The sequence below is a fragment of the Pseudomonas sp. NFACC13-1 genome (assembly GCF_900104425.1).
Lineage (GTDB): Bacteria > Pseudomonadota > Gammaproteobacteria > Pseudomonadales > Pseudomonadaceae > Aquipseudomonas > Aquipseudomonas fluorescens_AA.
The window spans coordinates 47,466-62,324 of sequence record NZ_FMXV01000012.1 but is presented as its reverse complement, the minus strand read 5'-3'; the positions used below and the strand labels follow the sequence as shown (position 1 = coordinate 62,324).

General features: G+C 62.3%; 10 protein-coding genes. 3 read left to right on the top strand and 7 right to left on the bottom strand.

All coding sequences use genetic code 11. From position 1 onward, the window contains the following. Positions 1-11: 11 nt before the first annotated feature. The 3 genes from BLQ55_RS16245 to BLQ55_RS16235 all read right to left on the bottom strand — a co-directional run bounded on the left by BLQ55_RS16245 (position 12) and on the right by BLQ55_RS16235 (position 3,585). Positions 12-1,262 (bottom strand): sarcosine oxidase subunit beta, encoded by a 1,251-nt coding sequence (locus BLQ55_RS16245; protein WP_003177603.1) that lies wholly within the window; start codon positions 1,260-1,262, stop codon positions 12-14. Positions 1,263-1,283: 21 nt separating this feature from the next. Next, entirely contained in the window at positions 1,284-2,537 is a 1,254-nt protein-coding gene (gene glyA / locus BLQ55_RS16240) for a serine hydroxymethyltransferase (protein ID WP_003206308.1), read from the bottom strand. A 343-nt stretch (positions 2,538-2,880) separates the two neighbouring features. Continuing rightward, on the bottom strand, positions 2,881-3,585 hold the full coding sequence (locus BLQ55_RS16235; protein WP_092255133.1) for a TraX family protein: 705 nt from the start codon (positions 3,583-3,585) through the stop codon (positions 2,881-2,883). A 194-nt stretch (positions 3,586-3,779) separates the two neighbouring features. On the opposite strand from BLQ55_RS16235, the gene BLQ55_RS16230 reads away from it, so the two are divergent. Then, on the top strand, positions 3,780-4,820 hold the full coding sequence (locus BLQ55_RS16230) for a threonine aldolase family protein (protein ID WP_092255130.1): 1,041 nt from the start codon (positions 3,780-3,782) through the stop codon (positions 4,818-4,820). Positions 4,821-5,004: 184 nt separating this feature from the next. Here BLQ55_RS16230 and gbcB read toward each other — a convergent pair whose 3' ends face one another. After that, positions 5,005-6,105, bottom strand: coding sequence for a glycine-betaine demethylase subunit GbcB (gbcB, locus tag BLQ55_RS16225; protein WP_060743118.1), 1,101 nt, complete (start codon positions 6,103-6,105; stop codon positions 5,005-5,007). Between the two features lie 284 nt (positions 6,106-6,389). Between gbcB and gbcA the strand changes: the two genes are divergently transcribed. Beyond that, positions 6,390-7,682 carry a glycine-betaine demethylase subunit GbcA gene (gene gbcA / locus BLQ55_RS16215; protein ID WP_072405825.1) on the top strand — a complete coding sequence of 431 codons (1,293 nt, stop codon included), beginning with the start codon at positions 6,390-6,392 and terminating at the stop codon, positions 7,680-7,682. 102 nt (positions 7,683-7,784) lie between these two features. Here gbcA and BLQ55_RS16210 read toward each other — a convergent pair whose 3' ends face one another. Both BLQ55_RS16210 and BLQ55_RS32905 read right to left on the bottom strand, forming a co-directional pair. Beyond that, positions 7,785-9,029, bottom strand: coding sequence for a metallophosphoesterase (locus BLQ55_RS16210; RefSeq protein WP_092255127.1), 1,245 nt, complete (start codon positions 9,027-9,029; stop codon positions 7,785-7,787). A 27-nt stretch (positions 9,030-9,056) separates the two neighbouring features. Continuing rightward, entirely contained in the window at positions 9,057-9,314 is a 258-nt protein-coding gene (locus BLQ55_RS32905; RefSeq protein WP_371128539.1) for a c-type cytochrome, read from the bottom strand. On the opposite strand from BLQ55_RS32905, the gene BLQ55_RS32900 reads away from it, so the two are divergent. Then, positions 9,195-10,286 (top strand): effector-associated constant component EACC1, encoded by a 1,092-nt coding sequence (locus tag BLQ55_RS32900; RefSeq protein ID WP_371128538.1) that lies wholly within the window; start codon positions 9,195-9,197, stop codon positions 10,284-10,286. The genes BLQ55_RS32905 and BLQ55_RS32900 overlap by 120 nt on opposite strands. Positions 10,287-11,088: 802 nt before the next feature. On the opposite strand, the gene BLQ55_RS16200 is transcribed toward BLQ55_RS32900, so the two are convergent. After that, positions 11,089-14,541: a GMC oxidoreductase gene (locus BLQ55_RS16200; RefSeq protein ID WP_092255121.1), complete on the bottom strand. Its 3,453-nt coding sequence runs from the start codon at positions 14,539-14,541 to the stop codon at positions 11,089-11,091. Positions 14,542-14,859 lie beyond the last annotated feature (318 nt).

Below are 14,859 nucleotides of genomic sequence, written 5' to 3'. Positions count from 1 at the left end.
GATTTCTCCTGTTAGTGGGCGACGGCAGCAGCGCCGTGTTCGTCGATCAGTGCGCCGTTGTGGAAACGGTCGATGGAAAACGGCGCGGCCAGCGGGTGCATTTCACCCTTGGCCAGGCTTGCAGCGAAGACGTTGCCCGAACCCGGCGTGGCCTTGAAGCCGCCGGTGCCCCAACCGCAGTTGAAGAACATGTTCGGCACCGGGGTCTTGGAGATGATCGGGCAGGCGTCCGGCGTGGTGTCGACGATGCCGCCCCACTGGCGGTTCATGCGTACGCGGGACAATACCGGGAACATCTCGACGATGGCCTGGACCGTGTGTTCGATCACCGGGTACGAGCCGCGCTGGCCGTAGCCGTTGTAGCCGTCGATACCGGCACCGATCACCAGGTCGCCCTTGTCGGACTGGCTGATGTAGCCGTGCACGGCGTTGGACATGATCACGCTGTCGATGATCGGCTTGATCGGCTCGGACACCAACGCTTGCAGCGGATGGGATTCGATCGGCAGGCGGAAGCCGGCGAGCTTGGCCATGTGCCCGGAGTTACCGGCGGTCACCACGCCGACGCGCTTGGCGCCGATGAAGCCCTTGTTGGTTTCCACACCGATGCACACGCCGTTTTCCTTGCGGAAACCGATCACTTCGGTCTGCTGGATCAGGTCCACGCCCAACGCGTCCGCCGCCCGGGCAAAGCCCCAGGCCACGGCATCGTGACGGGCCACGCCGCCGCGACGCTGGACGGTGGCGCCCATCACCGGGTAGCGGGTGTTTTTCGAGCAATCCAGGTACGGGATCTCGTCGGCCACTTGCTTGGCGTTGAGCAGCTCGCCATCCACGCCGTTTAGGCGGTTGGCGCTGACGCGACGCTCGGAATCACGGATGTCCTGCAGGGTGTGGCACAGGTTGTAGACGCCACGCTGGGAAAACATCACGTTGTAGTTCAGGTCCTGGGACAGGCCTTCCCAGAGTTTCATCGCGTGTTCGTACAGGTGGGCCGATTCGTCCCACAAGTAGTTGGAGCGCACGATGGTGGTGTTGCGCGCGGTGTTACCGCCGCCCAGCCAGCCCTTCTCGACCACCGCCACGTTGGTGATGCCGTGTTCCTTGGCCAGGTAGTAGGCGGTCGCCAGACCATGCCCGCCACCGCCGACGATGACCACGTCGTAGACCTTTTTCGGGGTCGGCGTGCGCCACATCCGCTGCCAGTTTTCGTGATGGCTGAGTGAGTGTTTGAAGAGGCCGAAGCCCGAATAGCGTTGCATAGTCATTACTCCAAAACCGACTCAGCGATAAACCGGGAAGTCCGCGCACAGGGCCGCCACTTGCTGTGCGACATTGGCCTCGACATCGGCATCGCCGAGGTTGTCGAGAATGTCGCAGATCCAGCCGGCCAGCGTGACGCACTGGGTAACCTTGAAGCCACGGGTGGTCACCGCCGGGGTGCCGATGCGCAGGCCCGACGTCACGAATGGCGATTGCGGGTCGTTCGGCACGGCGTTCTTGTTGACGGTGATGTGGGCGCGGCCCAGGGCAGCATCGGCATCCTTGCCGGTCAGGCCCTGACGGATCAGGCTGACCAGGAACAGGTGGTTATCGGTACCACCGGACACTACATCGTAGCCGCGCTTGATGAACACGCCAGCCATGGCCTGGGCGTTGTCGATCACTTGCTGCTGATAAGCCTTGAAGCCAGGCTCCGCCGCTTCCTTGAAGCACACCGCCTTGCCGGCGATCACGTGCATCAGCGGGCCGCCCTGGGCGCCGGGGAATACCGCGGCGTTGAGCTTCTTCTCGATTTCTTCGTTGGCCTTGGCCAGGATCAGGCCACCACGCGGACCGCGCAGGGTCTTGTGGGTGGTGGTGGTGACCACGTCGGCGTACGGCAGCGGGTTCGGGTACAGACCGGCGGCAACCAGGCCAGCCACGTGGGCCATGTCGACGAACAACAGGGCACCGACCTTGTCGGCGATCTGACGGAAACGTGGGAAATCCAGGGTCTTGGAGTAAGCGGAGAAACCGGCCACGATCATTTTCGGCTTGTGCTCGACCGCCAGGCGCTCGACTTCGTCGTAGTCGATCAGGCCGGTGGTGGTGTCGATGCCGTATTGCACCGCGTTGTAGAGCTTGCCCGAGGACGACACCTTGGCACCGTGGGTCAGGTGACCGCCATGGGCCAGGCTCATGCCCAGGATGGTGTCGCCGGCCTGCAGCAGGGCCAGGTACACGGCGCTGTTGGCCGAAGACCCGGAGTGCGGCTGGACGTTGGCGTAATCGGCACCGAATAACTGCTTGGCGCGCTCGATGGCCAGGGCTTCGACTTTGTCGACGTGCTCGCAGCCACCGTAGTAGCGCTTGCCCGGATAGCCTTCGGCGTACTTGTTGGTCAGGCCGCTGCCCTGGGCCTCCATCACGCGCTTGCTGGTGTAGTTCTCCGACGCGATCAGCTCGATGTGATCTTCCTGGCGTTGCTCTTCGGCGTTCATCGCCGCCAGCAGCGCATCATCGTAGCCTTGAATTTGGTCTTGTTTGCTGAACATCGCGTCTCTCCCAGCGGCGGCGGTGCGCCTTTCGTCTCGGTGAGGCACGGACCATTCGGTCGTGCCCTTTGGATGCGATGGTATGGCTGGCGCAGGCATGTCAAATGCCTATGGACGCCACGCAAAGGTGCGTTTACGACATAGGAACAGACACGGTCCTGTTTGGACTGGAGACAGGGTCCTTGTGGCGAGGGGATTTATCCCCGCTGGGGCGCGAAGCGGCCCTAAAACCAGACAACTGGGTGTGTCGGATTGATCGAGTTAGCCAGCTTGGGGACTGCTTCGCAGCCCAACGGGGATAAATCCCCTCACCACAGATAAATCCCTAGCGACAGGGTTCTGTTCAGGCCGATAGGTGGCGAACCACAAGCAAAACCAGGAAATGCGCCGGATACAGGCCATAGGCCCAGCGCCGCATCGCCGGTGGATGAAAACGACCGGCGTGTCGCAAAAGCACCTGCCCAAGCCATGGCGCAATCAGGCAAGCCACCAGCCCCCACAACGCCACCCCATCGCCCAACCACGCCGCGCCATACAACACCCGCCATTGGTTGGCCGCCACGCAGACCAGTCCCGGCAACAACGCCATGTACAAGGGGCGCTTGAATACCAGCAACATCGCCAGCGGCAGCAGCACACCGAAGAAACCGAACATCAACCGCGACGAAAACAGCGCCGCCAACAGCACCGCCATCACCGCCAGGCATCGCGCCTCCAGGCTGGGCGTTTGCCAACAGCGCGCCACCAACAATCCCAGCACCAAGGTTGGCATCACATTCAGGGTGCTGGGATCAGGAATGAACAAGCGGTAGGGCATTTCGCTGACGGCACTGAATAGCAGCAGCCAGCCCAGGTACCGCCATGGAGCGACGCTGGCACCGCTGCGCGCCAGATTCGCCGCCATCGCCAGGCAGAACCACGGGAATGCCAGGCGTCCCGGCACATAGAGCCAATCGACGGAAAAACCGACATATCGCAGATGATCGAGGACCATCGACAAAAGAGCCAACCACTTGAGCAGGTCCAGGGCCCCGTCACGCCGGTTCATGTATAAAGCCGCGCAATGAGATTGATACTTTCCGACAGAAACATCCGGTGTGTTCCCCCACTAATCTTGGGTAAAGTGCGCACCAGTATCGACCACGGCGCTGTGGACCCAAACACGCCGGACCAGGGAACGCCCCATCCGGGCATTCCGCCAGGGATCTCTTTATCCAGGACTCTCTATTCAGGAGCAAGGCCATGACCGACAAGAGTCAACAGTTTGCCAGCGACAACTATTCCGGCATTTGCCCCGAAGCCTGGGCCGCCATGGAAGAAGCCAACCAGGGTCACCAGCGTGCCTATGGCGACGATGAGTGGACCCACCGCGCGGCGGACGATTTCCGGGCCTTGTTCGAAACCGACTGCGAAGTGTTCTTCGCGTTCAACGGCACGGCGGCCAACTCCCTGGCCCTGTCCTCGTTGTGCCAGAGTTATCACAGCGTGATCTGCTCGGAAACCGCCCACGTCGAAACCGACGAATGCGGCGCACCGGAGTTTTTCTCCAACGGCTCCAAGCTGCTGCTGGCACGCACCGAAAACGGCAAGCTGACCCCCGAGGCGATCCGCGAGATCGCCCTCAAGCGCCAGGACATCCACTACCCCAAGCCTCGGGTCGTCACCCTGACCCAAGCCACGGAAGTCGGCAGCGTCTACACGCCGGATGAAATCCGCGCCATCAGCGTCACCTGCAAGGAACTGGGGCTGAACCTGCACATGGACGGCGCGCGCTTTTCCAACGCCTGCGCCTTCCTCGGCTGCTCGCCGGCGGACCTGACCTGGAAGGTCGGCGTGGACGTGTTGTGCTTCGGCGGCACCAAGAACGGCATGGCGGTAGGGGAAGCGATTCTGTTCTTCAACCATGACCTGGCCGTGGATTTCGACTACCGCTGCAAACAGGCCGGGCAACTGGCCTCGAAAATGCGCTTCCTGTCAGCGCCCTGGGTCGGCCTGTTGCAAGACGACGCCTGGCTCAAACACGCCCGCCACGCCAACCACTGCGCCCAATTGCTGGCAGAGCTGGTCAACGACATTCCCGGCGTGGAACTGATGTTCCCGGTCCAGGCCAACGGCGTTTTCCTGCAACTGTCGGAACCGGCCATCGCCGCACTGACCGCCAAGGGCTGGCGCTTCTACACCTTCATCGGCAAGGGCGGCGCACGGTTCATGTGCTCGTGGGACACCGAAGAAGCGCGGGTGCGGGAACTGGCGGCGGATATTCGGGAAGTGATGAGCGCCTGACCTGCAGCGTGGCGACAGGGCTTACTCCCGCGGGGCTGCGTAGGAGCTGTCGAGTGCAACGAGGCTGCGATCTTTCCCCAGGCACTTGAATCTCAAGCGAAAGATCAAAAGATCGCAGCCTTCGGCAGCTCCTACAGGGCCCAGCGGGAGCAAGCTCCCTCGCCACAGGGGGCTCACTGCGGCATCAGAACTCGATCCGCACATCCCCCTTCGGCACGCTGCAGCACGACAGGATGTAGCCCTCGGCCTCATCGTCCTCGGTGATGCCGCCGTTGTGATCCATCTCCACCTCCCCGCCCAGCTTCAGTACCTTGCAGGTGCCGCAGATGCCCATGCCGCAGGCCTTGGGGATCATCATGCCGAGCTTGGCGGCGGCGGCGTGGACGGTTTCGCCCGGGCCCACGCGGATGCTCTTGCCAGAGGAGGTGAATTCCACCAGGTGCAGGTCCGCCGCATCGACTTCCGGCGCGTCGGCCGCCTGTTCGGCCTGTTCCACGGCGTCGGCGCGGGCTTCCGGCGGCGTGGCGCCGAAGGATTCTTCGTGGTAACGCTTCATGTCGTAGCCAGCGGCTTCCAGCAGGCGCTTGACCGCGGTCATGTACGGGGTCGGACCGCAACAGAACACTTCGCGCTCGAGGAAGTCGGGTACCATCAATTCCAGCATCTTGTGGTTCAGGTAACCGCGATACCCGGCCCAAGGCTCGCCCAAGCCATGCTTTTCACAGATCAGGTGCAGGCTGAAGTTGTCGATCCGCGACGCCATGTGTTCCAGCTCGCGGTGGTAGATGATGTCCTTGGGCGACCGGGCGCTGTGGATGAAGGTCATGTCGACATTGGCGTTGGTGTCGTAGAACCAGCGGGCCATGGACATGCACGGCGTGATTCCCACGCCACCGCTCAGGTACAGGACTTTCGGGCTCGGGAAATCGATGGCGTTGAACAACCCCACCGGCCCGTGCACCGCCAGCTCCTGGCCTTCATGCAACGTATCGTGCAGCCAGTTGGACACCTTGCCCCCCGGCACGCGCTTGATGGTGACCGAGAAGCTGTAGGGCACCGACGGCGAGCTGGAGATGGTGTAGGAGCGCATGATCGGCTGGCCTTCGATTTCCAGCTCCAGGGTGACGAATTGCCCCGGCTTGAAAAAGAACATGATCGGCTGATCGGCCATGAAGCAGAAGGTGCGCACATCCCAGGTTTCCTGGATGACTTTGACGCAACGTACGATATGTCGGCCATTGGCCCAGGTCTGGGTGGTGACCGGGTTCAGGAAGTTATTGGACATGCTGATCTCCACGGCCGACTGTCGGCCTTCATGATGGCGATTGTGCGCAGGCGCCTGGGTGACCATTTACCTATCTGCGACATTCACATACTTATCGCGACCAGCCCTTAACTACCGGGGCTTGCGCGTCGGGAACAGATTGGGCCATGTCGCCCATGGATAAGGTTCGGCCCCTTCGCGGCCCCACACTCGCCCCAACAGATAAACAAAGTTTTCTGCCTTGCGTAGCACAACCGATTAGTCATTTTCACCGGCTCCGCTTAGAGGGCCACGAGGATAAAACGATGGACACCACTACCCTGAGCCTGGGCGATCCGCTGGAACCCGCACGCAAGGCCACCGCGCAAATGCTGCAAGAGCGCGAGCGCACCTTCTCGCTGCCACAACCGTTCTACAGCGATGAGCGCCTGTTCGATATCGATATGCAGGAAATCTTCCAGAAGGAATGGTTGATCGCCGGCATGACCTGCGAGATCCCGGCCAAGGGCAACTACCTGACCCTGCAAGTGGGCAAGAACCCGATCATCGTGATCCGCGGCGCCGATGGTGTGGTCCACGCTTTCCACAACGTCTGCCGCCACCGCGGTTCGCGGCTGTGCACCAGCGAAAAGGGCAAAGTCGCCAAACTGGTCTGCCACTACCACCAGTGGACCTACGAGCTGGACGGTCGCCTGCTGTTCGCCGGCACCGAGATGGGCGCCGACTTCGACATGAAGCAGTACGGCCTCAAGCCTGTGAACGTGAAGACCGCAGGCGGCTACATCTTCATCAGCCTGGCCGAGAATCCGCCGGCCATCGATGATTTCCTGTCGACGCTGAACCATTACATGGAACCGTACGACATGGAAAACACCAAGGTGGCGGTGCAAACCACCTTGATGGAAAAGGCCAACTGGAAGCTGGTCCTGGAAAACAACCGCGAGTGCTACCACTGCGGCGGTTCGCACCCGGAATTGCTCAAGACCCTGCTGGAATGGGACGACGTCACCGACCCGCGGGCCGACCAGGCGTTCAAAGACCACGTGGCCGCCTCCGCCGCCGCCTGGGACGCCGAGAAGATCCCTTACGCCCACGCCAGCTTCGGCCTGCGTAACCGTATCGTGCGCATGCCGCTGCTCAAGGGCACCGTGTCGATGACCATGGACGGCAAGCAAGGCTGCGCCAAGCTGATGGGCCGCATCAAGAACCCGGACCTGGGCTCGATGCGCATCCTGCACCTGCCGCACTCGTGGAACCACTGCATGGGCGACCACATCATCGTGTTCACCGTGTGGCCGATCAGCGCCCAGGAAACCATGGTCACCACCAAGTGGCTGGTGCACAAGGACGCCGTCGAAGGCGTGGACTACGACGTGGCGCGCATGCGTGAAGTCTGGGACGCCACCAACGACCAGGACCGTCGCCTGGCTGAAGAAAACCAGCGCGGCATCAACTCCACCGCCTACCAGCCTGGCCCGTACTCCAAGACCTACGAGTTCGGCGTGGTGAACTTCGTGGACTGGTACAGCGAGCGCATGCTCAACAACCTCGGGGCCGAGCCAGCGCCTTACCTCAAGGGCGTTCCGGTCCAGGGTTAAGTCAGAAGCATCGCGAGCAAGCTCGCTCCCACAGGTTTTGTGAACGACACAGAACCCCTGTGGGAGCGAGCTTGCTCGCGATAGCGGCCTGACACTCACCGTCTACTTGGAAGACCACCGCACACTGCCGTCCTCCCCATAAAACGTCTCCTCGATGTTTTCCCCCACCAACCGCACCTTCACATACCCGTTCAATACCCGCTCCGGATACACCTCGTCCCCCGCCAATTGAGTCTCCGACCACAGCACCCGGGCATGCCCGTTCAGCTCGCTGGTGGTGCCGTAGGGAATCGCCCCATGCCCGGCGCAGCGTGCATGCAGCCCGCCCTGGGTGGCGTAGCAGATGCCGTTGTGCAAATGCCCCCAATACCAGTAGTCCGGCTCACGCCCCAGGGCATCGCACACCGGTTGGTAGAGGGCAGTCTTGTTGTGCCCGGAAATATCGAAGCCCTGGTGATGACTGAGCACCATCAACTTCTTGCGCTTGGGCAGGGTTTTCATCCACTCGATCTGCGGGGTGTTGAGGGTGCCGTCCATGTACAGGTTCATCGCGTCCGAGGCGTAGGCACTGTCCAGGCCAACCACCAGCCAGTCGTCGTTGTACAAGGCAAAGTAACTGGTGCCCTGTTGCACCGGAAAACGCTTGGCCAGCTCCTTGAAATAGCCGTGGGCGCCGCTGTACATCTCGTGGTTGGAGTTGAGGGTGAACGAGCCGTGCTTGCCCTGGGGCCAGCCGACCATGTCGACGTCTTCCTGGGAATGGGTACCGGCGTAATACACATCACCCAGATGGATGGTGAAGTCAGCCTGGGCCAGTTGCATCTGGTTGGCCACGGCCACCGCCGGTGCATGGCTGTCGAACGGCCCGGTGCCCCAGTCGCCGGCGATGGCCAGCACTACGTCGCTGTCCATTTTCACCAGCGCCGGGTTGGTGGCGAACGGCGCATGGTGGCGCAGGTTCTCGATCCACTTGAGCAGCGCCTCGCTCCACAACAGATCCAGCAACTCCCATTTGCGACAACCGAGCAAGGTGCCGTCCTTGAGCACCCGGGTCGGCAGTTCGTCTTCGCTTTGCGGCAACGGCGTGGGGTTGCCGATCTTCAGGATCGACAGGCCGTGGGCCAGCTCCCAGGGCACGGCCGGCTCGTCATCCGGGAGGTCGCCATGCTCGATGACGTGCCGCGCCTGGTCGTGCCCGCGCTGCAGCAGTTTGACGATGGCCTGGAACTCCTCAGGCTCCAGGTCGTTGACGAGTTTCTTCCAGGACATCTCCAGCCGTGTGACCAACCCGTGCAGGCGGACCTTGACCTTGTCGAACTCATGTTCCCAATGGTGCAGTAATGACATGTGGACGCTCCTTCGCAATGCCCTGGGCTACAGGGTCTTCATGAATTCGATCAGGGCCCGTTTGTCGACGTCCGACAGCTGCGTGCCATACAGGTGGCCGCCGTTGTGGTTGCCTTCCAGGCGGGTGTCGTATTTGAAATCCACCGATGCTTTCATCTGTGCGCCGTGGGTGACGAAGCCGACCTTCTCCTGGTCGTAGATGTCGGAGCCGGTGTAGAACACCTGCGGACGCTGTTCCGGTGGTTGCAGCAAGTCCCACAGGGTCGGCACCGAGCCGTTGTGCAGGTACGGCGCCCGCAGCCAGATGCCGTCGGTGGGGGTGTTGCTGTAGCTCTGGGTCTTGCGGTAGGCGCCAAAGTCGAACGGCGGTTTCTTGAAGCCGTGGAACGCCGTCACCAGGCCGGTGGTGAACGAGTTCAGCCGGTGGGGGTCAGTGCCCAACTGGTCGATGTGGGTGGTGACCTGGCCGGTGTCGCTGCGGCCGAAGTCGTGACAACCGGCGCAGTTTTTCTCCCAGATCGGTTTGCCCTGGGCGACTTTCTCCTGGTCCAGGGCGAACGGCCAGGCCGGTGCCTTGTGGCCCAGCAGCCAGTTGGTCACCCGGTTGAAACTCGGCGGCAGCACCGATTCCGGCGTCGCGCCCACGGCCATGGCCGCTGCGTAGTTGCGCTCGTGGATCTGGTTGTTATTGCCGTCCCAATGCAGGTACATGGACTCCCGGGGTTTCTGGTTCCAGACCTGTGGCAGATCCACGGTGCCGATGGTGGAGTCATCCGGGAAGCCGAACACCACCATTTTGGTCGGGTTGAAGGTGTCGGTCCGCCCAGGTCCCTGGGCCGGACGCAGCTTCTGCCAGGCATAGGCCTGCTTCTGCTTGAGCAGCGCACTCTTGGCCATCGGGATGATCAAGTAACGGTTGTACAGTTTTTCGAAAAAACCCAACTGGAACTTGCCATTGATCGCCGCCATCACCGCCTCGGGGGTGAATTTCGGGTCGCTGGCGCAATCGTAGGCGAACCACTGGAAGGCTTGCAGTTGCAGGGTATTGGCCGGCGCGGCGGCGACCGGCACTGCCACGTCAGTGGCATTGGCCCGGTAGGAACCGGTGTGGCACAGGGCGCAATTGGGCTCGACCGTGGGGTAACCGAGTTGCCGCTTGGCCATGCCGATGGGCAGGTCTTTGCCGTTTTCATAGAGAAAACCGAACACTTCGTAGCCGCCGGGCTTGGGCAGTTTTTCCGGGCACATTTGCGGTAGCACGGCGAACAGGTAGTAGGGAATCCGCGCCTCGATGCCCAGGCCGATGGCGGCGTATTTGTAATGGTCTTCGTCGGAGGCGAAGTCCGGTTGCGGCACTTCCCGGATCATTTGGTACCAGGTCTGGTAGCCAATGAACCCCAGCAACACGACCACCACCAACATGCCGACCTTGAACCCGTGGCTCTGCCAGCGCAGCGCCCAGCCGGCGCGCCACTCCCGCCAACCGGCGCAGAGCAAGGCCAGCGGACGATTGGCCACCGGGCTGCCCAGGTACAGCAGCACGCCCAGGATCAGGAACATGCTCAGGTCGCCCATCAACATCGGCACAAACAATTGGCCCTGGTTATTGGTGTTGATCAGGTAGACCCAGAACACCACCGCCACCAGCCGCGACAACACGCACAACCACGAATGCACCACGAAACGCGGCGCGTTGAACCCCGAGGGCACGTAGAACAGGCTGATCCCCACCAGCAACATGCCGGCGTTCTCCAGCCAGGGATCGGACAATACCGGTGGCAGGCCGATCATGGACGTCAGCAATGCCGGCGCGAACAGTGCCGGAATCGCGAACACCATGTTCATGACGATCCCGACCCAGATGATGCGTTGGAACCAGCGGATGTAAGTGTTCATAGGCATCCTTTTCCTTATTCTTGACTCACGATATGCGGCGCTCTGACGATCGCCATCGCGAGCAAGCTCGCTCCCACACTGGATGTGTGGCGTGCACAAAATCGGCGGCACATGGCCCCTGTGGGAGCGAGCTTGCTCGCGATGCAGACCACTCGGTCTTGCGTCAACCGAGGGCAGTCTTCTCCAAGTGCCCAAGAATGATCGGATACACATCCACCACCGCATCCTTGCCGAACATGCAGTCGATGTGACCGTACCCCGGCACTTCGTAGCGGCTGAACAACTGCGGGCCATGCATCTCGCACAGTCGCTCGTAGGTCTTGAGGGTGCTTTGCGGCAGGTAGCACTGGTTGTCGGCGCCGCTGATGAAGCAGATCGGCAACTTCAACCGATCGAAATGCGGCATGTAGACGTCGTTGCCCTTGAAGTCCACCAGGTGCCCCTTGCGCACGATCAGCGCCAGGTGCTCGAAGGTCTGGATGTTCGACTCGCCGAACAACTCATGCAGGTTGTCGTGCAGGGTTTCGTTGAGGGTGTCGTGGCGGTACAGCGATGCATACATGAACGTGATGCGATGGCAGACCGGGTTGGTGCAATAGCCCTGGGCCTCGATCCGGGCATAACCGTTGAGGGCCTTGTCGTAGAGTTTGTTGAACCAGCTTTCCTTGGTGTCGGCGTAGGCCGTGAGGGACTTGATGCCGATGGCATCGAGCATCCCCGGCAAGTGCAAACCGGCCTTCAGACCGGTGGCGGTGGCAACCACCGTGTCGGCGGCGATCTGCGAGCAGACCACCGAGCGCACGCCCTGCAGCCCCGCCAGCATCGACATGAAGAACGTCGTCGCGCCGTAGCAATGCACCACGCACTGCACGTCACGGGCCAGGGTCGCTTGCTGGATCTGCTCAATGGCGGCCTTGAAATCGTACTGGGCCACCTGGTCGCCGTTCCATTCGTGCTTGCTGGCCGGCAGCAGGATGCTCACCCGCAAGTCCAGGAGCCAGACGTCGTACTCGTGCTTGCACAGATACTCCAGCAAGTTGGTGTGGATGGTGTCGGTGGAGAAGATGTTCGAGCCCACGCCCAAGCCATGGACCAACATCACCGGGCCTTTGGTGCCGGCCTCGTACCGGGTCAGGCGCAGCTCGACGTTGTCTTCGGTCTGGAAGAAATGCACGACCGGCGCCGGCGCATCCAATGGCCGTTTCAACCGGGGCGGCGCGTCCGGGTTGAAATAGACGTCGCCGGCGAAGACACCGCCGTAGCTCTCCCACAGGATCCCGGCAAAGAACTTGCCGAATCGCGCCAATGCCTCCACGCGCTCGCGCTCGTTGCGCGCGTTGAGCACTTTCATGGTGGTCATCTGCTTGGCGAAGTCGGCCGGCAGGATGTGCATCACGCCGCAGCCAATCACTGCGCCGGTCTTGTCCGGCCCGCGATAGAGCGTGACATAGAGTGTGCTGGTGTCGTGCCAGATGTTCAGCACGCCGTTGTCCTCGGGCACGGTCTTGAAGGCGCTGAAGTAGTAGTCGTTGCCGTCCTCGGCGGTCAGCTTCATGTCGTAGTTCATGTGCCGTACGCCGACCTGTTCCTGGTACTGCTCGAACAGGTTGAACACCCCATTGCTGGCCACCAGCGGTTGCGGTGAGAGCAGCGGCGCATCGAGGGCGCCCACCAGGGTTGCGGCGTGTTCCGGCTCCTTGATCAGACGGTTGAGGTCGGCGGCGGTGATGGTCAGGGTGAATTCGATGGGCGAGTTGTCGGCCTTGCCGCGCTTGGCCGCCGCTGCGTACAGGCTCAGATCGGTGCCCTGGGCCTGGGTGAAGGCCGTGGAGAAGTAGCCTTTCATGGTTTCGGTGAATTGCACGCCGAGGGTCGGCGGCGCCACCGCTTTGCGCGGGGCCGAGGGTAGCGTGTAGTCGATGATCCAGCCACGGTCGGCCGCCAGCAGCCCCATGTTGCGCTCGCTTACCGCCGAGATGGTCAGCAGCGGGTTGACCGCCAGGGACGTGGGGATCACCGCACCGTCAGTCACGTACAGGCCCGGGTAGACATCGGTGCCGCTGGCGCCACTGAACACCTGGCCCTTGTGGTTGACCACCCCTTGCGTGGCGTCCTCACCCATCACGCAACCGCCCAGGGGGTGGACCGAAACGATGCTGTGCTTGAGCAGCTTGGTCCAGATCGGGTTCTCGACCCATATCCCGCCCAGGGCCTTGGTGCTCTGGTGCAGCCGTTCGTTGCCGAGGGTGACGTTCTCCTGTTCGCCGACGCCGGGCCAGTCGATGCGCAACTGGTCCTTGTTGTCGAGCAGCATGCGGCCCTTGGCGTTGTCATGGCTCATGATCAAGTAGGTCTGCATGTTGTGCAGCGCGCCGTAATAAGGCCCGCGCAGGAAGCTCTCGGCCTCCCGGCCCTTGTACTTGAGGCTGGCACCGAAACCGGTGTCGGTGGGCACGCCGATCATTTCGGCAAACGCCGCCATGCTCGGCACCATGGCCCGGCCGAGGGCGCCGGGAATCGAACCCTCCTCGATGACCATGCGGCTGCGCCAGTCGCCTTCGGTGCGCATGTCGATGACTGAGGTGATGCATGGCCCCACCGGTTCCAGTTCCTTGGCCGGATGGGCGCCGAAACCGATGCCGTTGATGACCTGGTCGCAGTTGTGGCCGAACCCGAGGATGTCGCCGTTGCCGCTCATGTGCTCGCCCAGTTGGCTGGACATGGCCAGGCCCTTGTCCCGCGAGCGCAACATGATTTCGGTGGAGCCCAGGGTGCCGGCGGACACCACCACGACATCGGCCCGCACGAACAACGTGGGTGCCGAGAACAGCTCGCGGCCGCTGTCCAGGTATTGGAAGTGCACGATCCAGCCGTCGCCGTCGCGCTCCAGGTGCCGCACCTCGGCCTGGCAGAAAATCTCCGCGCCGTGGTTCCAGGCATCCGGCAGGTAATTCATCAGCGTGGTGTTCTTGGCCTTGTTGTTACAGCCCGAGACGCAATCGCCACAGCCATTGCAGGGCAACTGCTCGACGCCGACGTGGTTGAGGTTGTTGGGCAGCTTGTCGAAGGTCACGTTGATCGGCGGCTTGTAGAAATGCGCACCTTGCTTGAGGTAATCGGCCGACTTCTTGTGGGCATCGAGCTTGGGCAGGTTCGGTTCCGAAGCCGGGTAAGGGTTGGGCTTGAGCATTTCCCGGGCCCGGGCGTAGCCGTCCTTGAGCAGCGTGTCGCGGTGCTCCCGTACCGCCAGGGGCCAGCGCGGGTCGTCGAATACACCAGGCTCAGGCTCCAGCGCAACGTTGGCATTGATCAGCGACGTGCCGCCCAGGCCGCAGCCGACCACCACGTTCTGCTGGGCGTTGACGTGCAGGTCGAACAGCCCGGTGCGCGAGCCGATGTGACCGTCGGGGTCATGGACCTGCAGTTCCTCGGTGGCCGCGAGCAGGGTGTTTGGGTATTCGCCGGGCTGGATCTCCCGGCCACGCTCCAGCAGGCACACCTTGCGTCCGGCCCGGGACAGGCGCGAGGCAGCAATGCCGCCACCGTAGCCGGAACCGATGACGATCACGTCGTAGTGCTCCTGGATATCACTGATGGGGGTTGAGATCCGTGTCATGTTCAAGTCCTCTCAGGCAGAAGGGGCAACTCTGCGGTTGCCTGCAAATCGACAGGCGCACGAACGCCTGGCCACTGTCCCATGCAGGGTCCAGCGGCAGTCAGCGGTGCTACAGGGGGAAAAACCGGACGCTATAGACGTGCACGCTGATTGGCGGCGCGACGGTGGATGCGTTTATGCAGCGAAGCGGGCGGTGCCGGGACGCAGATCAGCAGGGGGAGCGGGTGCGAGCGGGGGTGCTTGCCATCCATCATGTGTTCTCCCTGAACCTGATGTGGATAAAGTGCGATGTCCTTGTGCCATGGAAGTGAAGACAGC